Origin of the sequence: Carnobacterium gallinarum DSM 4847, assembly GCF_000744375.1 — a bacterium.
GTDB lineage: Bacteria > Bacillota > Bacilli > Lactobacillales > Carnobacteriaceae > Carnobacterium > Carnobacterium gallinarum.
The window spans coordinates 2,315,676-2,335,726 of sequence record NZ_JQLU01000005.1 but is presented as its reverse complement, the minus strand read 5'-3'; the positions used below and the strand labels follow the sequence as shown (position 1 = coordinate 2,335,726).

At 35.1% G+C, this 20,051-nt stretch carries 22 protein-coding genes; 3 read left to right on the top strand and 19 right to left on the bottom strand.

The window, feature by feature from the left end:
- The 6 genes from iolE to BR43_RS15630 form a co-directional block, all read right to left on the bottom strand.
- Positions 1-891, bottom strand: a complete 891-nt coding sequence (iolE, locus tag BR43_RS15655; protein ID WP_157464073.1) for a myo-inosose-2 dehydratase — start codon at positions 889-891, stop codon at positions 1-3.
- Between the two features lie 22 nt (positions 892-913).
- Positions 914-1,918: a Gfo/Idh/MocA family protein gene (locus BR43_RS15650; RefSeq protein WP_034563639.1), complete on the bottom strand. Its 1,005-nt coding sequence runs from the start codon at positions 1,916-1,918 to the stop codon at positions 914-916.
- A 67-nt stretch (positions 1,919-1,985) separates the two neighbouring features.
- The gene (iolD, locus tag BR43_RS15645; protein WP_034563637.1) at positions 1,986-3,902 is read right to left on the bottom strand and encodes a 3D-(3,5/4)-trihydroxycyclohexane-1,2-dione acylhydrolase (decyclizing); all 1,917 of its coding nucleotides are present in this window, start codon (positions 3,900-3,902) and stop codon (positions 1,986-1,988) included.
- A gap of 13 nt (positions 3,903-3,915) precedes the next feature.
- On the bottom strand, positions 3,916-4,875 hold the full coding sequence (gene iolC / locus BR43_RS15640) for a 5-dehydro-2-deoxygluconokinase (protein WP_034563635.1): 960 nt from the start codon (positions 4,873-4,875) through the stop codon (positions 3,916-3,918).
- 14 nt (positions 4,876-4,889) lie between these two features.
- Positions 4,890-5,708, bottom strand: a complete 819-nt coding sequence (gene iolB / locus BR43_RS15635) for a 5-deoxy-glucuronate isomerase (protein ID WP_034563633.1) — start codon at positions 5,706-5,708, stop codon at positions 4,890-4,892.
- A 21-nt stretch (positions 5,709-5,729) separates the two neighbouring features.
- Positions 5,730-7,190 (bottom strand): CoA-acylating methylmalonate-semialdehyde dehydrogenase, encoded by a 1,461-nt coding sequence (locus tag BR43_RS15630; protein WP_034563630.1) that lies wholly within the window; start codon positions 7,188-7,190, stop codon positions 5,730-5,732.
- A gap of 255 nt (positions 7,191-7,445) precedes the next feature.
- On the opposite strand from BR43_RS15630, the gene BR43_RS15625 reads away from it, so the two are divergent.
- Positions 7,446-8,201, top strand: coding sequence for a DeoR/GlpR family DNA-binding transcription regulator (locus BR43_RS15625; protein ID WP_034563628.1), 756 nt, complete (start codon positions 7,446-7,448; stop codon positions 8,199-8,201).
- Positions 8,202-8,219: 18 nt separating this feature from the next.
- Entirely contained in the window at positions 8,220-8,612 is a 393-nt protein-coding gene (locus BR43_RS15620; protein ID WP_034563626.1) for a tautomerase family protein, read from the top strand.
- A gap of 299 nt (positions 8,613-8,911) precedes the next feature.
- Here BR43_RS15620 and BR43_RS15615 read toward each other — a convergent pair whose 3' ends face one another.
- The 9 genes from BR43_RS15615 to BR43_RS15575 form a co-directional block, all read right to left on the bottom strand.
- Positions 8,912-9,178, bottom strand: a complete 267-nt coding sequence (locus BR43_RS15615) for a hypothetical protein (RefSeq protein WP_034563624.1) — start codon at positions 9,176-9,178, stop codon at positions 8,912-8,914.
- Positions 9,179-9,192: 14 nt separating this feature from the next.
- Entirely contained in the window at positions 9,193-9,378 is a 186-nt protein-coding gene (locus BR43_RS15610) for a class II bacteriocin (RefSeq protein WP_034563622.1), read from the bottom strand.
- A 632-nt stretch (positions 9,379-10,010) separates the two neighbouring features.
- Entirely contained in the window at positions 10,011-11,678 is a 1,668-nt protein-coding gene (locus BR43_RS15605; RefSeq protein WP_034563620.1) for a leucine-rich repeat domain-containing protein, read from the bottom strand.
- 205 nt (positions 11,679-11,883) lie between these two features.
- Positions 11,884-12,075, bottom strand: a complete 192-nt coding sequence (locus tag BR43_RS15600) for a hypothetical protein (protein WP_034563618.1) — start codon at positions 12,073-12,075, stop codon at positions 11,884-11,886.
- Between the two features lie 70 nt (positions 12,076-12,145).
- Positions 12,146-12,784, bottom strand: coding sequence for a DUF6630 family protein (locus tag BR43_RS15595; RefSeq protein ID WP_034563616.1), 639 nt, complete (start codon positions 12,782-12,784; stop codon positions 12,146-12,148).
- 140 nt (positions 12,785-12,924) lie between these two features.
- Positions 12,925-13,155 carry a hypothetical protein gene (locus BR43_RS15590; protein WP_034563614.1) on the bottom strand — a complete coding sequence of 77 codons (231 nt, stop codon included), beginning with the start codon at positions 13,153-13,155 and terminating at the stop codon, positions 12,925-12,927.
- A gap of 22 nt (positions 13,156-13,177) precedes the next feature.
- A complete protein-coding gene (feoB, locus tag BR43_RS15585) occupies positions 13,178-15,325 on the bottom strand; it encodes a ferrous iron transport protein B (RefSeq protein ID WP_034563612.1) in 2,148 nt (715 codons plus the stop codon).
- Position 15,326: 1 nt separating this feature from the next.
- The gene (locus BR43_RS15580; protein WP_034563610.1) at positions 15,327-15,569 is read right to left on the bottom strand and encodes a FeoA family protein; all 243 of its coding nucleotides are present in this window, start codon (positions 15,567-15,569) and stop codon (positions 15,327-15,329) included.
- On the bottom strand, positions 15,557-15,817 hold the full coding sequence (locus tag BR43_RS15575; RefSeq protein ID WP_051933995.1) for a FeoA family protein: 261 nt from the start codon (positions 15,815-15,817) through the stop codon (positions 15,557-15,559). Before BR43_RS15575 ends, BR43_RS15580 begins: the two co-directional genes overlap by 13 nt.
- A 345-nt stretch (positions 15,818-16,162) precedes the next feature.
- Here BR43_RS15575 and BR43_RS15570 point away from each other — a divergent pair, with 345 nt between their 5' ends.
- Positions 16,163-16,345, top strand: coding sequence for a hypothetical protein (locus BR43_RS15570; RefSeq protein WP_034563607.1), 183 nt, complete (start codon positions 16,163-16,165; stop codon positions 16,343-16,345).
- Between the two features lie 86 nt (positions 16,346-16,431).
- Here BR43_RS15570 and BR43_RS15565 read toward each other — a convergent pair whose 3' ends face one another.
- The 4 genes from BR43_RS15565 to nrdI all read right to left on the bottom strand — a co-directional run bounded on the left by BR43_RS15565 (position 16,432) and on the right by nrdI (position 19,719).
- Positions 16,432-18,081 carry a peptide ABC transporter substrate-binding protein gene (locus tag BR43_RS15565; RefSeq protein ID WP_034563605.1) on the bottom strand — a complete coding sequence of 550 codons (1,650 nt, stop codon included), beginning with the start codon at positions 18,079-18,081 and terminating at the stop codon, positions 16,432-16,434.
- A gap of 20 nt (positions 18,082-18,101) precedes the next feature.
- Complete coding sequence (locus tag BR43_RS15560) at positions 18,102-18,416, bottom strand: cupin domain-containing protein (RefSeq protein ID WP_034563603.1); 315 nt, start codon at positions 18,414-18,416, stop codon at positions 18,102-18,104.
- Between the two features lie 195 nt (positions 18,417-18,611).
- A complete protein-coding gene (locus tag BR43_RS15555) occupies positions 18,612-19,274 on the bottom strand; it encodes an HI_0552 family protein (RefSeq protein WP_034563602.1) in 663 nt (220 codons plus the stop codon).
- Positions 19,267-19,719, bottom strand: a complete 453-nt coding sequence (gene nrdI, locus BR43_RS15550) for a class Ib ribonucleoside-diphosphate reductase assembly flavoprotein NrdI (RefSeq protein ID WP_211252961.1) — start codon at positions 19,717-19,719, stop codon at positions 19,267-19,269. The genes BR43_RS15555 and nrdI overlap by 8 nt, the downstream gene beginning before the upstream one ends.
- Positions 19,720-20,051 lie beyond the last annotated feature (332 nt).

Sequence of the window (20,051 nt, the reverse complement as noted above, 5' to 3'; positions counted from 1 at the left end):
TTATATATTTGTAATCCCTCGGATATATTCTCTTGCTTTTTTTGCGTATTCAAAAGGATTTGCGATAGCAGGGTCTTGTTCTGCTTCAACGACAATCCAACCTTCATATCCATTTGCCTGAATGGCTGACCAAATTGGTGCAAAATCGATTAAACCATCTCCTGGAACAGTAAAGGCACCTTTTCTAACTCCTGTTAAAAAGCTCTCCTTGTTCTGTTTAACACCCTCTGATACATCCAATCGTAAGTCCTTAAAATGAATGTGTTTAATCCGATCTTTGTAGTCTGCATAAATTACTAATGGATCTTCTCCTGAGAAAACTAAATGCCCCGTGTCAAAGAGTAAACTAACTTTTTTGGGATCAGTTCGTTCCATCAGCTGGTGGATTTCAGCTGTTGTTTGGACTCCTGTTCCCATATGATGATGGTAAACAATCTCCATCTCTTTTTCATGAGCCAACTCGCCTAAGCGCTCTAGTCCTGTTGCTAGCTTTTGCCATTCTTCTTCTGTAAAAATAGGCTTTTGTTCAAATAAAGGCGTCTCCATCTCACCTTGAATACTTCGACCTTGTTCAGAAACAACAATCACTTTTGCTCCCATCCCATATAAAAAATCACGATGTTTTAAGAAAGCCATTTTAGTTTCTTCAAAGGACTCTGTTGTTAAGAAACTGCTAAACCAAGCACTCGCTACATTTAAACCTCGAAGATCCAAATATTTACGTAAAACTTCGGCATCTCTAGGATATTTATTTCCAATTTCTGTTCCAGTATATCCTGCTAAGGCCATTTCACTAATACACTGTTCAAATGTATTCTCCTGTCCTAACTCTGGCATGTCATCATTTGTCCACGCAATTGGTGCAATCGCTAATTGAACTTTTCCAGTCATTTTCATTCCTCCAATTTATCTTTTAGTTATACATATCTGGACGTTCTTCAATTTCAATCTTAACTTTTTCACCACTTTCTCTGGAATCATGACAAGCAACCATCGTGATAGATGCCACATAACCATCCCATGCTGAAGGCCCATCAATGACTCCACGTCGAATGGAGTCAATCCACAATTGAAACTCATAATCATAGGCTTCAATAAAGCGTGTTTGCCAGTCTGGTGAAACTTGTGTATAATTTTTTCCTTCAGATTTTATTTTTGTATAAACTGGATCAACCAAACCTATTTCTCCCGTTTCACAAACAACATCACATTTTATATCGTACCCAAATCGGCAGTTAACAAACACTTCTAAATCAATTGTCACGCCTGATTTTGTTTGGAAAATCAATAACTGAGGATCGTGTAATTTTTCATGAGTATTCTTTGTTTTCTTCGGCAAAATCATTTGCACGGTGTCATAGTCTTCTTCTAACAACCATCTTAAAACATCAATTTCATGAATTGCTGTATTACTGATGGCCATTGGAGTCGTATAGTTGCTATCTGCACTAGGATTTCTATGGGCACAGTGAAGCATTAAAGCTTCTCCAAATTTTTTCGACTCAATTGCTTCTTTTAATTCAATATACCCACGATCATAACGACGCATAAAGCCAACTTGCACAAGCTGTTTGCCTGCTGCCAACTCCGCTTCAACAATTCTTCGGCAACCATCACTATCTGTTGCTAAAGGTTTTTCACAGAAAACATATTTGCCCTGTTTAATGGATTCTAAAACATATTGTTCGTGAGTAGGATCCCATGAAGTAACTAAAACAACATCTACTTCTTCAGAAGCAATTAACTCTTCTCCAGTTTTAAAAAAAGTAGCATTCATTTCGTTGGCTAGCTTTGTTGCCCCAGCCACATCAATATCCGAAATGGCTGTAACTACAGCTCCTTGAACTTTTCCATTTAACCGTTTAATATGTTCACGCCCAATTGCACCTGTTCCGATTACGCCTACTTTAATTTCCATTATTATTTGCCTCCATCTGTCTATTTTTATATCTGGTTTAATTGGTAGTTTCTCAAAATTTATTTTTTTAATACTCTCTTGCTTGCTCTTGAATCATTTTTTGACTATTTTTATAGGCTGTCTGCACTTTAGGATTTTTTGAGAGTTCAGAAAGCCCAACACGCCACCAACCACCATAGCCATCTGTCATAGTTTTTGGCAAAACTTTCATTTCAATCAAAGTTGAAACCGTTTGCTTTTTAGCATCTGCTAGTGCATCAATTAGTTCTTCACGAGTAGTAGCACGATAAGCTTTTGCACCATAGGCCTCAGCAATTTTAGCATAGTCAATCGACATCACTTTATTTTGATAATCTCTAAACTCGCATTTATAACTATTGCCACCGCTGTTCATTTGAAGATTATTAATACTTCCAAATCCAGAATTATCAAACAACATGATATTGATTTTTTGGTTATATTGTATTGCTGTCACTAGTTCCGAATGAAGCATTAGAAAGCTCCCGTCCCCTACCATTGCGTATACTTCTCGCTTTGGATTCGCTAATTTCACTCCAAGTGCGCCACAAATTTCATATCCCATACAGGAATAACCGTATTCTAAATGGTAGGTGTCTGGAACGTTAGATTTCCACAATCTTTGCATTTCAGCTGGTAAAGAACCTGCTGCGCCAATCACGTTGCTATCCTCAGCAACTTCATCATTAATCGTAATAAATGCACTTGTTTGCGTAAACTCTGTCTTTAATGCTTTTGCGTATTCATTTAACTCTGCTTGTGAAAAATGATTACTTACTTCTGGTGTAAAATCTTCCTTAGTAAACTCAATGGTTCTTAAGCGTTCTCGCTCAACTGCCCACGCCTCCTTCAGTTGACCAATCTCTTTATTAAAAGCTGTTTTATAGCCTAATAGTTCTGGTATAATCACAGCCAATATTTCTTTGGCATCCCCAATCATTTGAAACGCATCCAATTTTGAAGCATGCATTCGATTAATGTTTATATTTAAAAACTTTACTTGATCATATGGAAAGGCTGTTTTAGAAGATGTTGTAAAATCAGTATATCGAGTCCCCACTCCAATAATTAAATCGGCTTGAGCAATCACTGCATTTGCACCCGCAGTCCCTAAAACACCAACTCCGCCTAGATTATTTTCAAAATCGGATGGTACCGTTGATTTTCCAGCTGGCGTTTCTACTAAAGGAATATGATACGCTTTGGAAAGATCCATTAATTCTTCACCTGCGCTAGAATAACGTGCGCCACCACCAACAATTATGACTGGATTTTTACTTTGCTTAATCCGTTCAACTCCACCGATTAATTCCCGCTGCGATGGCAACTGACGATCCATATAATGCACCCGTTTTTTAAAGAAACTTTCATCATAATCATACGCTTCGCCTTCAGTATCTTGAGAAATACAAATTGTCACCGGACCTGCCGTTGCTGGATTTGTCATGACTTCAAAAGCACGTAATAAACTACTCATTAACTGTTCTGGTCGTTGCACCCGATCCCAATATTTTGATACGGCTTTAAATGCATCATTTGTCGTTGTCGCATTGCTAGTTTCATGTTCCAATTGTTGCAGAACAGGATCAGGCTGTCTTGAGGCAAATGTATCAGCTGGTAAGATTAAAACTGGAATATTATTTGCAAATGCCGTTGCTGCCGCCGTAATAATATTCGCCGATCCCGGTCCAGCTGAAGCAGTAACTGCAAAAATTTTTTGCCGTAGTTTTTGTCGACTAAAAGCAACCGCAGCATGAGTCATCCCTTGTTCATTTTTTCCTTGTATCACTTTTAAATGCCCCGGATTTTCTTCTAACGCTTGACCAATTCCTAAAACATTGCCGTGACCAAATACACCAAATACACCTTCGACAAAGGGAAATTCTTTTCCATCAATTTGAATGTATTGCTGATTTAAGAATCGTATTAAAGCTTGAGCCGTTGTTAAACGAATTTTTCTATTCATTTTTTGACCTCCATTAAGCCTGTTCTTCAATTAGTTTTTCAATCTCTATCGCCGTGGGCATTGCCTCTGAAGAACTATGCTTACTGACAACAATCGCTGCTGAGGCACTGCCGTATTTCAAAGCCAAATCAATCTCTTTCCCGATAGTCAACGCATATAAAAATGCGGCTGCATAAGAATCACCTGCGCCAAAAGTTTTTAATACTTTTGTTTTATACGACGATGCTTGATACTGGCTTCCATCTTTTTGATACGCGTAAGACCCTTTAACTCCATGTTTAATGACAATAAGTTCCGGTGAATACTTGAATAAATATGCTATTGTTGCTTCATTATTTCCTCCCGTTCTCCCTTCCAAAGCATCATATTCATCTCGTGTTCCAATCACGATATCAGCTTGTTCTGCAACAATAGAATAGTAAATCGCTGTTTCTTCAACTGATTTCCACGTATAAGGGCGATAATCTAATTCAAAAGCAATTTTCACCTGATTCTTTCTCGCTAAAAATATTGCTTTTAAGACCGCTTCGCGCGAAGGACTTTGTGCCAAAGCCGTTCCAGAAATCAAAAGTAAGTTGGTTTTTTTTAAATAGTCCTCATCAATTTCTTCTGGTTGTAAATACAAATCAGCAACTTGTTCTCGGTACATTAAAATGCTGCATTCCTCTGGGCTCTTGATTTCAGTAAAAGCCAACCCTGCTTTATGCCCCTCTTTATCAATAATTAATTGACTTGTGTCTACTCCAACTTCTTCAAAATAGTGTTGAATATAACGCCCATGTTGGTCATCGGGAATTTTACCGATAAATCCAACTTTTCCACCTAATTTGGCACTGCCAATCGCAATATTGGCTGGCGATCCACCTACATATTTTTTAAATGTCGCCGTTTCTTCCATTGGACGATTGTACTCCACTGCATTTAAATCGATACACGCACGCCCTAAAGCAATTAAATCAAACTCTTTCTTCATCTACATCTTCTCCTTTACTTTCGATCTATTATCCATTCATGAGCTACATCGTTCTTAAATTGCCATTTTTTGATAGGACCAGCCATTATATTCAAATAATAGCTATCATAACCATCCGGAACAGCAACTGGATGATACCCTTTTGGAACAACCACCATTTCTCCATTTTCAACGGTCATAGTTTCATCCAATGAACGATCATCGGTATACACTCTTTGAAATACAAATCCTTGGGAAGGATCCATTTCATGATAATACGTTTCTTCTAATAGGGATTCATTCGGAAGATTGTCCTCATCATGCTTATGCGGTGGATAGCTTGACCAATTCCCGCCATCTGTAAAGACTTCAACTACTAGTAACTTCTCTGATACTGGACTAGTATCAGAGAGAATAGTATGAACTAAACGTTGATTTTGATAAATGCCGCGATGCTCAATCTGATTGTCTGTGGCTTTAATTAATGCCGTGGGTAGTTTTTTTTCCGAGGGGGCATAGCAAAGAATTACTTTTGCGTCTGTTTCAGCTTGAATAGTCAGAGTCTCTCCGGCTGAAAGATAGACACTATCTGTGGGAATCTTTTCAAAAACTGATTTCCTTGTACCAAGATGTGCAAATGTTTGCTGACTATCAGATACCATGACTTTGCCTGTTAATACAACGACACAGACTTCTTTTTTTTCAAGTATTTCTTGATACTCACTAGAAGTCGCCATAGCCAATACTTTTGCTTCGATATAGTTTAACGGAGCATTGGTTCCATCAATTTTTTGTAAGAGAGTAACGCCTTCACTTAATTTTTCTGCTACTCCTTGATATTTCAAATGAGACATGGTTTAACAAACCGCCTTTCTTTAAATTTCAGATTGTGGATATCTAGCTGTCACAACTTTCTTATGAGTATAAAAATCGACACTGTCTTTTCCATTACAATGTAGCGTTCCATAAAACGAAGATTTCCAACCTGAGAATGGGAAGAATGCCATCGGAGCAGGCACTCCCAGATTAATCCCTAACATCCCAGCGTCAATCGTTTCTCTGAAAAAGCGAATCGCTGCTGCATTATTCGTAAATAGACAAGCACCATTAGCAAATTCCGATTGATTCGCCGTTTGAATCGCTTCTTTTAAATCTTTGACACGAATAATTGATAATACTGGAGCAAAAATCTCATCTTGCCAAATGACCATGTCAGTTGTTACCTGATCAAAAATTGTTGGGCCAACAAAATACCCTTCTGCTGGACTATTTTCTCGTCCATCTAATTTTAGAACGGCTCCTTCTGCTACACCTTTTTCGATATAGTTGATTGTTCTTTGTTGATTTTCTTCACGAATAACTGGACCTAAAAAGACACCATCATCTAATCCATTACCAATTGTCATCTTTTGGGCTTTTTCAACTAAACGTTGAACAAATTCATCAGCAACGCTCTCTGCCACCGTTACAACTGCACAAGCCATACATCGTTCTCCAGCCGAACCAAATGCTGCAGATAAAATGTTTGTTGCTGCATCTTCTATATTGGCATCTGCCAGTACAATAGAATGATTTTTAGCACCTGTTAATGCTTGCACACGTTTCAAGTGTTTGCTGCCTTCTTTAAATACATATTCCCCTACAGGCTTCGACCCTACGAATGATATCGCTTTCACTTCTGGATGTTCTAACATTCCATTAACAATTTCTTTTGCTCCATAGACTAAATTAAAGACTCCTGGTGGCAACCCTGCCTCCGTAAATAATTCAACTAACCGTTCTGCTAATAATGGTGTACGTTCTGAAGGTTTTAATATAAAACTATTGCCGCAAGCGATTGCCATTGGAAACATCCAACAAGGAACCATCATTGGGAAGTTAAATGGAGTGATTCCTCCAACTACGCCAATCGGATAACGATAATTAGCAGCCTCCACATCTGTCGCAATTGTTGCCAATGAATCTCCCATCATTAAGGTTGGTGCTCCAGCAGCAAATTCAACATTTTCAATCCCCCGTTGAACTTCGCCCCTAGCTTCTGTTAAGTTCTTGCCATTTTCGATCGTAATTAAATGAGCTAACTCTTCTTTATTTTTTACTAATAATTGTTGATAATTAAATAATATCCTAGCTCTACGTGGTACACCGATTTGCTTCCATTTTTCAAATGCCTCTTCAGCGATACTGACAGCCACATTCAAATCTTCCTTTGTTGATAGTGGAACTTGACAGAGCTCTTCTTTTGTCGCTGGATTAAAAACGCTTTCATATTCTTCTGTCTGACTTTCTACCCATTTTCCTCCAATATAGTTCTTTAATTGCCGACTAGCTACCATAAACAATTCACTTCTTTCTCAATTTATTTCACTATCAAACGAGTATATCTTGGTTATTATTGAGTAACTCTTGGTTATATTCTACAATTAATGTTTGCCCTCTGTCAATCTATTTTTTCAACTTCTCTTTATATTACTCGTTATATTTACTGCTCAGTCATTTATTTAACAATTACATTTTTGCACATATATTGATTAACTTTTGGTAACATGTTATAGTAACTGTATCAAATTTAATTAGTGAAAGGTGACTACATGAAACTACAGCGCATTCAACAAATTGAAGCTTACATTCAAAAACAAGATAGTACTTCGTTAGATGAACTTTGCCAAGTCTTTAACGTATCTAAAAATACAATTCGTAGAGACATTAATCAACTAGAAAAAAGTGGCAAACTAAGAAAAGTATATGGTGGTGTCGTTTCTCTAACAACTCCCCTTATTTCTTTTGAAAATCGTACTGTTCACAACAAAGAAAATAAAGAAGCCATTGCATTAAGGGCTTCATCTTTGATTCATGCTAATGACATTATCTTTATTGACTCTGGTACAACTACTAGCAAAATTCTGAATACAGTCGATCCAAACTTAGCTTTTACTACTTTAACCAACAATCTCGATATTATCAATGCAGCAGCAGCAATGAACAATGTTGAACTTGTGTTAATCGGGAAAACATATAAACGCAAAACTCGTTCTTTTGTTGAGCTGGATACGCAAAAAAACGCTATACCTTATAATATTAGTAAAGCTTTTATGACTGCTACAGGAGTTTCAATCGCCAACGGCTTAACAAATTCTGATTTAATGGAACATCATATTAAATCAATCATTGCTGAAAAAGCCAAAGAAATTTACTTACTTGTCGACCAGTCAAAATTCGATCATTCGACACTGCTAACCTACGCTCCTTTGCAAAAAGTCAAAGCAATCATTACAACACGAGATATGCCAAAAGAATACCAAGAATTTTGCCAACAAAATAATATTGAACTTTTATTTTGTAATTAAACTTATGGAGGTAGTTTAATGCCCTTACTAAAATTAGACCTTATTGAAGGTCCAACAGAATCAGAGATTAAAGCAATTTTAGATGTTGCCTATGCAGTAACTTTAGATGTATTCAACGTGCCTGCAGGTGATCGTTACCAGATTGTCACTCAACACAAACCTTATGAAATGATTTTAGAAGACACTGGCTTAGGCTTTCAACGTGATCCAAAAAAAATGCTTTCTTTTACCGTGATTACTCGAAAAAGAAACCAGACCCAAAAAGAACAATTCTATCAACAACTCGCTCAGCAACTTGAGGAAGTCTGTCACATTGAATCAAAAAACCTCTTTGTCTCAATGATTGTTACAGAAGATGAGGATTGGAGTTTTGGTTACGGAAAGGCTCAATTTTTAACTGGCGATCTTTAACGAACTAACTAGAAATATCTAATCAAATAAATAGAGTCTTCCCAATAATCTTCGTTAATTGGAAAAATCCTATCGTTTAGAAATGTTACAATAACGTTACAAAAGGGCTGAACCGTACAGAAATGTCGAAATCTTGGAAAACAGCTATATTTCAATATGATCTTTTGTATAAAGCATTTCTATAAAAGTCCATTGAACATCTTTAAGTAAAGTTATAGTATGATTGAATAAAAAAATAAGGAACGCTGATTTAACAGCATTCCTTATTTTTTATGATTTTAACTCATCTGGAACTAAAGTTAAAATCCTGACCAAGCTTTAGGGGTTTGAACTAATGCTAACAGTTTTACTAGATCGTCAGGAACCCGAAAGTTATGTTGAATAGAGTACATACTAATAGCTGGTTGTAATTCCTTTTTATAATCGTAAAATAGTTCTCCATTAATTGATGTTTCTTGTATTCTCATAAGAAGTAAAGAAAGTTTTTTATCATTCTTAACATCCGTATTATCAAGCGCACTTTTAACTAAAACATGGATTTTATTTATTTTTTCATCTTTTATCATGACTAGATACCTCTTTAATGTCCCATTCCTGCTAAACTAGAAGCCCATCCACCGATAACTATTCCAGCAATAGCTTGTTTGTTTTCTGCCTTGTTTACCCAACATTTCTTTTTGTTACAATAAACACCATTGCCATAAGAGGTAGCTCCACCATTAATTTGTTGCATTTCTTTTTTATTTAGTTCTTTAACGCTTTTCATGTACACATGCTCCTTATAAAATATTTAGTAACAAGCTTACTGTAGCATAACTAATTAACTCGTAGATAAAATCATCCTAAACTATGGATAAATGGATCTTGAACGAAGCTAAGCCCTTGTTTCATTTCAGAAAAAGTGTAATTGGGCATCGTACTGAAAAGCTGTAATATCTTTAAAAACTGAACAATCGTCAAAAGTATACAGGCATAAAAATTAAACTGTTCCCCTTTGAACTAGGGTACTTCACATCATCATCTTAACCCGAATACCATGTACTATAAGAAATACAGCTGAAATTAAGTGATAACTATTTAATTTCATAGAAACGATGTTAGTTGACGGGTTTAAATAAATAAAGGCTCGTGAATAATAAACATATAAAAATGATAAATGATTCAGTTTTTCAAAATGACCTAGCAATGAATAAGTAAAAACAAATATAAATCATTCTATTTCAAACCCCAACTCCTTCATAAAGAAGTTTCATTGATTCCCTACCGTACCCGGCTGGCTGACTGGCCCCCCAGTAAAGCCTAACAAAGTATCCACTAGCTCTAAATAATTCTCCAATAAAAGCTCTGTAGTTACAGTTACCTACCACGATAATAAGAAACTGAACTATCTGCCATTCCTTATTTTAACGTATTCAGCTTTTTAACCCTGCCTGAAAGTTTCTTCTTCCCAGAACTCTTATATCGAAAAGATAACAATTCATTTAATTGATATTCTTCTTTGAAAATCAGCATGTCTTTTTGAGACTTCAACTGCTTCTCAACTCTTTTGATCTCTTTCGTTAGGATCAATTGTTTACGAGCAATATAGCGAACCCCTTTAGATTCTGGAATAGCCATAATACGATTTCTATCAGCCCTTAAAATTAAGCGGTTCTCGTTACTTTCAAAAGTTGGCAAATTTTTTAAGCGATTCTCACGGACATCAATATATCTCAAATTCAGATTTTTTTGTAAGAAAGATATATCCAGAAAACCGTTATCTTTTCCAGAAAAATTGGTTAACTTCTCTAAATTAACTAATTCTTCGCTAGTTTCAAGATAATTTTTATCAATAATTAATGTTTCTAAATCTATCAGTTTTTCTACAAAGTGACTATCTGTTAACAAATTATTACTAATACTCAACTTTTCAAGATAAGTTAAATGAGCAATCTTTGTTCCATCTTTGATAAAATTATTTCTTAAATCCAACTCCCGTAAAGAAGTTAAATACTCCAAACCAGCTAAATTTTTGATTTCATAATTGTATGCATGAAGTGTAATAATTTTGCTTAATTCCTTTTCTCTAAATCTTTTTTGTTTACTTAAATAAGTTGGATCTTTCGTCAATTTATAAAGCTCTTTCCCAATTGCTTTTGCTAATCCATTGTCTTTAAATAAAATATTACTATTTTTCCCAGATTCTAATTTAGTTTTCCCATTTTTCAGCTCACCTAAAATTAGATAACTGATGAAGATCGTTGAGAAAAAATAACCAAATAACCGCTCTAGATAAGGTAGATAGGAAGTAAAATTCACTCCACTATTAGGCGGTTCAATCGAACTAAAAAAAGGCAGATTGCCTATATAAGAAAGATACAAAGTAAACTTAATCATCCCTTTGCCACTTGCTGATAACTCGCTTAATCTTGTTAATTTTTCTGTATCGATGGCGGATATAAATGAATTAGTCATATTTTCTGTTCCTATTCCAACATAAATCAGTCCGAAGAAAAAACCATTAAGTAAAATGAGGAAACTAAAAACAAAAAGCATAATAAATGAATAAAAAAAAGTTGAAAAGCTCATGCTTCGCAATAAACTAACTAAAAGATAGGTAAATCGAATGGAAACTACTAATAGAAGAGCAAAAAATAGATAACTTGAGTTCCCCATTTTTTCAATATTGGAAAGCAAACCCATTAATAAACTCAATAAGATAAAAAATAAAAGATACAAATTAGCAAAAACTGTTTGAGTATTCATTAATTTATTAATGACTTCCAGACAAATCATGGCAAAAAATAGTATCAACAAAAACTTAGTAAAATAAACATAATTCATTGGTGTATTCGGTATTATTCTGAGGATATGTATAGCAAGTAATAAACAAAATCCACCATATAACAAAATCATATGTTTAATCGTTCTAGTAATAAACAACTTTTGAAAAAAGACAACTCTCTTAAATTTCTTTTGATCTGACCATTCATTTAAACGAATGGAATTCTTAGTACCATTGATTATTCCAGTTACAACCGCAATTAAAAATAATACGGAGAATAAAATGAAACCAGCTAAATTCATTTTCTCCAACCTTTCCAGTAAAAAACATATTGTTAATTCAAATAATATCATACATATAATTATAGCAAAATAAAAATAAAAAAACTATTAAATCAAGAAAATAAAAATTCTCAATTTAATAGTTCAAATTCCCTAACTTCCTCAATTCTTCTGCTTGGCTAAATACGTCCTTATCAATTACCAAATCATCACTATATTAACGTCATCACTCTTCATCTGGTAACTGAATAAAACCGATCCAAGCAATTGCTTGTGAAGCAAATAACGCCCTTGACTTAGCCGGTTCTTTAACAGATAACTCGATCCCTTTATTTTTAGATAACTTAGCCACACTATCATAAAACTCAATCAACTCGTATTTCCAATCATAATGAGCCAGTAAAGACAGGTCATCCAACTCAAAAATTAGAGCTCTCCACTAATCAACATTCCTACTCTCTCGATTATCAAGTCATGTTGCCTTCACTTTACTTTAAATCCACTATTTTCACATTTATCTGTTTAGCCAATTTCTGTAGTTTAACCAAAACAGTTTCTTCTACTACAATTAAGTTGTATTCATCTCCATCAGAGTCTAGATTAACTAAGTGATACAACGTCGGCAGCTGATTTACAATCAAAGCAAAAGCTTCGGGTGCAAAGATTTCTTCTGAACCACTAGGTTTTACGATAACAGACAATGGACTATTTTGTTTTTTAGAAGTAAAGAGGATTCCCGCTAAAAATCCATCTAAGTTATCCTTCCAATCATGGCTACTTACTAAATCCAATTGCTGTAACCCATCAATCATTCCTAACCATAAAACTAGTTTAAAACTAATTTTATCTGGATTCTCAATTCCTCTTAAAGCTAATTCATCTTGATAACGAACAAAGTAACCACTATAATCATTTATGCAATAAAGTAATTTTTCTTCTAAGCCTTGATTATTCATTGATAATAGATTGGCGATCTCTAGAACCACCGTTTCATACTCTTCCTTTGTTACATCTTCTACTAAATTAGGTTCAATCAAGATCTGGTCTACTCGGTTCTTTTTTTGAAGATTTACTAAAATAACTATTGCCACCAACAATAAGATAATAAAACTTAAAACACCCTTCATTTCTCATCTCCTCCTAATTTTCTTCTTTATTTAAGTGTACTGAATCTATCTCAAAAAAACCACCTTAAACGTATCATTAAGCAAAAAAACTACGACAGACCAATTGAATGATCTGTCGTAGTTTTTTCTTTATTTAATAGTTAAGTCACAGGATGACCATTTTCATTTAACCTATCACTTTCTTTTTGGCAACAGATTGATTGGTTGCTGTCATCTTGAGCTTTAGTCGCGTAACTACTCAAAGGACAGCTAGTTACTGTACACCCAGAGCATTGACTTTCACCTGATTTTAGTCCTTTAAAGCTACGAGCTAGAAAGAAAATAACTAAACCAACAATTAGAACTAACACAATTAAAGATGGAAGATTCATAGTTTTCCCCTCATTTCTCTTACTAGGATTGTAAGACTCTTTCGGCATATTTATTGCTAACTTTCGCAACTGGACGAACGATTAAATAAATTAGAATCGCTAAAATAATTAGCGCTAAAGCTGTTCCAAATGAAAATCCAGTCTGTAACCAGATTACATTGCCAAACTGATTGACCATAAAAGCAATGCTGTAAGCAAAAACCATTTGGTAAGCAACAGCCATAACCGTCCATTTATTTGAACCTAACTCTGTCCGCATCGCACCCACGGCTGCAAAGCAGGGCATGCATAACATGTTAAAGACTAAGAAAGATAAGGCTGAAACAATCGTATATTGACTAGCAAATACTGCTAATAAACCACCTGTTGTTTCAGTTGCCTCGCCTCCGATTCCTGCTAGGACACCCATTGTTCCAACTACATTTTCCTTCGCAACAAAGCCTTGGATAGTCGCCACTGAGGCCTCCCACGTTCCAAAACCTAAAGGAGCAAAAACAGGGGCAAAGAAGCGACCAATTCCGGCTAATATACTGACACTACTGTCTTCGACTAGATTAAAACTCCAGCTAAAACTACCAAGAAACCAGATAATACAAGAAGAAACAAAAATCACCGAACCTGCGCGTTTAACAAAGGCCCAACATTTATCTAAAACCAAACGCAACAAACCAGTTAATTTTGGCAAATGGTACGCAGGTAATTCCATTACGAAAGGAGCTGGATCACCAGCGAAAAAGCTACTTTTTTTCAAAATAACACCTGAAACAATCACTGCAATAATTCCCATAAAGTACATTGACACTGCTAGCCAACCATTGCCACCAAAAATTGCATTTGCAATTAGTGCAATAACAGGTAACTTCGCCCCACAAGGAATAAAGGAAGTGGTCATAATGGTAATTCGTCGGTCTTTTACATTTTCAATTGTTCGCGATGCCTGAATTCCTGGAACGGAACAACCGGAACCAATTAATAATGGAATGAACGACTTCCCTGACAAGCCAAAATTCCGAAATACACGGTCCATTACAAATGCGATGCGAGCCATATACCCACAATCTTCTAAAATAGCCAAACATAAAAATAAAGCGGCCATTTGTGGTAAAAAACCTAAGATAGCTCCTACACCTGCAATAACGCCATCAACTACTAAACTAATCACCACATCATTGACACCTATACCTGTCAAGAAATTTGTAGCTAAGTTTGGAATCCATTCACCAAACAGGACATCATTTACCCAGTCCGTTCCTAGCGTTCCAATGGTTGAAATTGAAAAGTAATAAACACCAAACATAATCACTGCAAAGATTGGTAAGCCTAAGAAACGGTTGGTTACGACTCGATCAATTTTATCCGACACTGTACTGTGTCCAGTTGCTTTCTTTTTTTGAACAGTTGCGACGATTTCAGTAATTCTCTCATAGCGTTCGCAGGTGATAATCGATTCACCATCGTCATCAAGTTCCTCTTGATAACTTTCTGATAACTTTGTCATTTCAGCTTTAGCCTCAGAAGGAATCTTCATTAATTTGCTAAGAGTGTCTTCATCTGCTTCAAATAATTTAATTGAATAATAGCGGATATTTTCTGATCCAATGAATGGTTGAATCTGGCTCTCGATTTTTTCTATTACTTTTTCAAGAGAGGAAGAATATGTGATAAAGTCTGTTTTTATTGGAGGCTGCTCTACATTGGCCTTCGCCTCCTCAATCAATTCAGAAATTCCTTCATTTTTTAAAGCGGAAATTGGAACAATTGGAAGCCCAAGTTTCTGACTTAATTTTTTATAATCTAAAGTATCCCCATTTTTTTTAACAATATCCATCATATTTAAGGCAATAATCATAGGAATATTTAATTCAGCTAATTGTGAAGTTAAGTACAGATTTCTTTCCAAGTTTGTAGCATCAACTAAGTTAATAACCACATCTGGTTTTTGTTCTAATAGATAATCTCTTGTCACTATCTCTTCCATTGTATAAGGAGATAGGGAATAAACACCAGGTAAATCCATAATACGGATTGCTTTATCAGACTTCAGACTACCTTCTTTACGCTCAACTGTCACGCCAGGCCAATTCCCTACCCGTTGATTGGATCCAGTCAAACTATTAAACAGCGTTGTTTTCCCACTATTAGGGTTTCCTGCTAAAGCAATGGTTATCATCTTACTCCTCCTTTTTTTGTTGAACACTAATTAATTCAGCATCTTCTTTTCGTAAGGATAATTCATAACCACGAATGGTTACTTCAATTGGATCTCCTAATGGAGCAACTTTGCGAACAAAAATACTAGCACCACGAGTAATTCCCATATCCATTAATCTTCTTTTTGTAGGCCCTTGTCCGAGAACTTTTTGAACAAGCACCGTTTCACCAATTGCGACTTCTTTTAAGGTTAATTTGTCCATTCAGTTTTTTCCTTTACAATAATTTTATTTGTCATTTTAAAATCAAGAGCAACTTTGGATTCCTTGACTTTAACAATACAGCTTTGAGCATTTTTAGCTACAATGATAATCTCTTCATTTTCAGCAATTCCAATTGAAGCCAAGCGTTGTTTGATTTCTCCAACACCTTTAATTTTAAGGATAACTGCCTGCCGATCTATTTCAAAAAAAGCCAATGGCAAACCACCTATCATTTTTTCAGTCACCATTTTTTCGCCTCTTTTCTAATTTTATGATTTAAATCCCTACAATTAAAAAACTTTCGTTTGATTATCATTTCACATATTTATTTAAAAATAAAGTTTCTTTCATTTGACAATGATAATCATTCTCACTACACTGTTAAATTTATCGTATTTCAGCCATTTTGTCAATCTATTTCATAAAAAAATGTCAGTATTCTTCTGATTATATAAGGCTTTCTCTTTGATTTCCGCCTTCGCCAAAACGGCTTAAGGGATTTCCCTAAACCACGAATGGATTATTAGTTGCTATCTGTTCATTGAATATGCTAGGATTGGCTTATAGGAATGAATTAGATAGGGGATGAAAAAATGAAACGAGCAATTAGAAATGGATTCATTGGATTTGGTGCAGCATCCATTTTAGGTGGAGCAACCATTATTAGTGGAGCTCTTGCTTGGTATGCAGCAGATTCAGCATTAAAAAAAGCCGAGTATCGTAAACACCACAATCATCATCATCCAACGAAAAAATGCAAATGCAAACATGCATAAAAAAAGCTTGAGATAAAACTTAAAAAAGTTTTGTCTCAAGCTTTTTATCTGTATCAAGGCTGGTAAAAAATCAGTCTCCTCTTTTTTTATTTTTTATAAGCACCTTTTAAAACGATTGGCGCGCCATAAGAATGATAATCAATTCCTTCAACTGTATCTTTTTGTAAAATTGCATCATTTCGTTGACTAACTGCTACCGTACCCGCTGTATCTTCTAATAAGAATTTCTCAGCTTCAATCAATGTCTCCCAGCGCTTTTCCAAATCCAATGCATAGGTTGTCGAAGCTTTTTCTAACAATTCATCATACTTTGGATTGCTATAGCTCATTGCATTCGTTGTTTTAAAAACATTTAACGTTGAAATTGGATCTTGATAATCTGGTGCCCAATAAATTAAGAACATATCGTAATTACTTTCTCTAGCAAAATTTAAGGCTGCTTCTGTTGGCATCGAACGAATACTAATTTTCAAACCAGGCAAGTTTTCTTCCCAATTTCCTTGTAGATATTCTCCCATTTTTTTATAGACGCCATCATCTGTCACCATTAATTCAACTTCAATCGTTGATTTACCTAATTCTTTTTTAGCTTTTTCCCAGTAACTAAGAGCTGCTTTTTTATCAAAGCTCATCACATCGCCCGCTTGTTTGCGGAAATCTTCATTCGTTTCTGGATTCCCTACAAATCCTGATGGAATCATACCATCTAACCCATTAGAACCATCTGCAATTACTTTTTCAGCCATTGTTTTTTTATCCAGACCTAAAGCCAAAGCTTTCCGAACATTTTCATTCGCTAATGGTGTTGCTTGTCCATCACGTTTTTGATTTAATCGTACATAGTTGATTATTGCCGTTGGTTTAGATATAAAGTCTGGATGTGTTGTATTTTCCGAAGCTAAAACACCCGTTAACGTAGCTACATCTAACTCATCATTATCATATAAATTCAAAGCTGTTGAACTTTCTTTAATTACTTCGTAGTGAATCGTATCCGATTTAACATTCTTCTTATCGTGATAAGTTTCATTCTTTTTCAAATCCCAACCAAGTTGTCCTTGTTTCCACTCTTTAATTGTAAAAGGACCATTGTAGATCACCTTATCACTAGAAGCACCGTAACTATCACCTTGTTTTTCCACAAATTCTTGATTTTGTGGGAAGAAAACTGGGAACGTTAAAACAGATGTAAAGAAAGGTTTTGGCTCACTTAATTGAACTTCAAGTGTATAATCATCTATAGCTTTTACACCTAATTCATCAACAGGTTTTTCACCAGTGACAACTTCTGCGCCATTCAAAATAGTCTGCTGAATCAAAAAGCTATAAACCAAACCTTCTGCTGGATCCGCTAATTTTTTCCAAGCATAAACAAAATCATTCGCCGTTACCTTTGTTCCATTCGACCACACTGCATCTTCTCTTAATTTTATCGTATAGGTTTTTCCATCTTCAGAAATTTCTGGCAACTCTTTCGCTACCCCTGGCGTTACTTTTTCGTCTGAATCCAGTGCATACAAGCCTTCAAAAATTGCTGTTTGTACTACTGCATCAGGAAAATCTAACATGTTTAGTGAATCTAACGTTGTCACTTCTGAGGCAACCATTAAATTAAGTGTTTTGCTTCCAACCTTACTATCATCCTTACTTTGCTTATCTGTACTAGCACCACAACTCGCTAACGTCACAGCTACTACTCCTAAAGCCAATACCCCCAAAAACCCTTTAACTTTCATCTAACTCCCCCTATGTCTTCTTACTTAATCAATACCCAACAAATCTCACATGGAACATCGCTTTCATTGATACACCAATGCTCTTCTCCAGCAGGAATCAAGGTTCCCATTCCTCCACTAATTTCAAAGGCTTCTCCGCCACTTTCACCAGTCATACCACCAGAAATAATGTAACTATATTCATTTTCTTCATGAACTGAAACACCTTCTTTTGGAACGCGTTCACCTGGTAAAACAGAAATTGTTCCCATTCTAAAACTACTTACCGACAAACCCTCTTCAATAAAAAAATCTTTTAAATTGTATTCATTGGCTTCAGCAAAAATCTTTTTCATCTGTCATCCATCCCTCTCATCTAACTTTCCATCCTAAAAATAAGTATGTTCTCTCTGAAAATTAACCATAATTTAATTTTTCAGAAAATTTACTCAATTATACCTGAAACACCTTTGTTTGTAAATAACTTAACCCATTTAATTACGGTATACAAAAAAACAAGTAACCTTTCTATCAGGTTACTTGTCTTAGCTTTAAGCTTCATAAAGTGGATATAACTCTACAACACTTTGTGCAATTAATTGGTTAACTTCTGAAATAAGAACTTGCTTTGGAATAACTCGTCCAACTTTGAACGTTTCCCCCTCCGCTAACTCCGTTTCAATTCGTGCTTGTTCAATCGGACTCTCTAGATAGGTCGCTAAACTAATATAATCATCTAGTTCTTCTTGCCGACTTGTCCAAATAAAATACTCCTCTGGATTCACTGTTTTAGCCCACTCAGGAATACGATTTAATTTTTCATTATAGTCACTAGCAGAAACTTCTGACTGCTTTTCTTTATATTTTTGCCATAATAAATTAATTCTAAGATTTTTGCGATTCAATAAAATTCCTATGCATGTTGCATCTGACTGTCTATCTATGCTACGATAAGATACCCAATAATGCCCTCTAACTTGCCAACCATTTGTCCAACTTTCAACTTTCGGTTTCATTAAATCAATCTTTGTCTGAAGCTCTTCATACGCGGATAAGTTAATTGCTTTCCACAAATCCCAAGTTGTTTTATAATCACGCTTAATTGCTTCAATTTCTTCTAACGGATACATTTGTTTTAATTTAAAAAATTGTTTCACTTCTCGGTCAAAAAGCTGAAAATTTTGCTCCGTCAAACACATATTTCTATTAACCATTTTCTTTTAACTCCTTTAAAACTTGATAAATACGCTCAGTGTCCTTAGATGTTCCTCTAAGTTCATAATCTGCTAAGAAAGGAATACCAAATTTTTCCGCATATTGTTTAGCGGTTAGACAGTATTGCCAATTAAAATTCTTATTGCCACTTCCTACCACACCAAGGCACAACTCAAAATTATCTTCATATGCTATATATTCACCTAATGTATTTGTTACAATCTCAGTCGTCCCATTGTCAATTCCATTGCCACCATCTAAATACGTTGGCACGAATGCAATAAATGATTGTTCTTCCTTAAAAAATTCGGTTTGGTCTGTGATTTCTTTCGCTTCAATCACTGGATTATTTTCACTAAAACGATGTTGCAACTGACTATGTTCGATCAAACTTTTAACAAAAGCTCGAGTATTTCCTGAGCAAGAAAAATAGATTATTTGAATCATAATAAACCTCACTTTAATAATTTTTTCACAAAATAAAACTAGCTTATGTCTAAAGTAAAACTACTCTACAAAACTACATTTGTCAAATATATAACCATCTAAAATTAAGTCTAATTCATCACTAGAAATAATTTACTGAACAATATTGAAAAACCTATCTAAAAAACATCAAACAATCTAGCTAGAGCTAAATCATTTGATGCTAGTTTTAATCGTAAAATGGCTAGAGGAATACAACTAACGACTGTTTCAAGAGGGACCACAAGTATCCTACTTGAATCTCTCGAGTGACCAACGATTTTCTTACATTTAGAAATATACGAATGCTT

Coding starts and splice junctions, on each gene's coding strand:
- BR43_RS15595 (WP_034563616.1), bottom strand. CDS start 12,784: ATGAAGGGTGTTTTAAGTTTTATTATCTTATTGTTGGTGGCAATAGTT.
- iolB (WP_034563633.1), bottom strand. CDS start 5,708: ATGTCTCATTTGAAATATCAAGGAGTAGCAGAAAAATTAAGTGAAGGC.
- iolD (WP_034563637.1), bottom strand. CDS start 3,902: ATGAATAGAAAAATTCGTTTAACAACGGCTCAAGCTTTAATACGATTC.
- BR43_RS15555 (WP_034563602.1), bottom strand. CDS start 19,274: ATGGTTAATAGAAATATGTGTTTGACGGAGCAAAATTTTCAGCTTTTT.
- BR43_RS15630 (WP_034563630.1), bottom strand. CDS start 7,190: ATGGTAGCTAGTCGGCAATTAAAGAACTATATTGGAGGAAAATGGGTA.
- BR43_RS15615 (WP_034563624.1), bottom strand. CDS start 9,178: ATGATAAAAGATGAAAAAATAAATAAAATCCATGTTTTAGTTAAAAGT.
- BR43_RS15605 (WP_034563620.1), bottom strand. CDS start 11,678: ATGAATTTAGCTGGTTTCATTTTATTCTCCGTATTATTTTTAATTGCG.
- BR43_RS15560 (WP_034563603.1), bottom strand. CDS start 18,416: ATGAAAAAGATTTTTGCTGAAGCCAATGAATACAATTTAAAAGATTTT.
- BR43_RS15580 (WP_034563610.1), bottom strand. CDS start 15,569: ATGGACAAATTAACCTTAAAAGAAGTCGCAATTGGTGAAACGGTGCTT.
- BR43_RS15575 (WP_051933995.1), bottom strand. CDS start 15,817: ATGGTGACTGAAAAAATGATAGGTGGTTTGCCATTGGCTTTTTTTGAA.
- BR43_RS15570 (WP_034563607.1), top strand. CDS start 16,163: ATGAAACGAGCAATTAGAAATGGATTCATTGGATTTGGTGCAGCATCC.
- BR43_RS15610 (WP_034563622.1), bottom strand. CDS start 9,378: ATGAAAAGCGTTAAAGAACTAAATAAAAAAGAAATGCAACAAATTAAT.
- BR43_RS15565 (WP_034563605.1), bottom strand. CDS start 18,081: ATGAAAGTTAAAGGGTTTTTGGGGGTATTGGCTTTAGGAGTAGTAGCT.
- BR43_RS15650 (WP_034563639.1), bottom strand. CDS start 1,918: ATGGAAATTAAAGTAGGCGTAATCGGAACAGGTGCAATTGGGCGTGAA.
- iolC (WP_034563635.1), bottom strand. CDS start 4,875: ATGAAGAAAGAGTTTGATTTAATTGCTTTAGGGCGTGCGTGTATCGAT.
- BR43_RS15620 (WP_034563626.1), top strand. CDS start 8,220: ATGCCCTTACTAAAATTAGACCTTATTGAAGGTCCAACAGAATCAGAG.
- BR43_RS15590 (WP_034563614.1), bottom strand. CDS start 13,155: ATGAATCTTCCATCTTTAATTGTGTTAGTTCTAATTGTTGGTTTAGTT.
- feoB (WP_034563612.1), bottom strand. CDS start 15,325: ATGATAACCATTGCTTTAGCAGGAAACCCTAATAGTGGGAAAACAACG.
- BR43_RS15625 (WP_034563628.1), top strand. CDS start 7,446: ATGAAACTACAGCGCATTCAACAAATTGAAGCTTACATTCAAAAACAA.
- iolE (WP_157464073.1), bottom strand. CDS start 891: ATGACTGGAAAAGTTCAATTAGCGATTGCACCAATTGCGTGGACAAAT.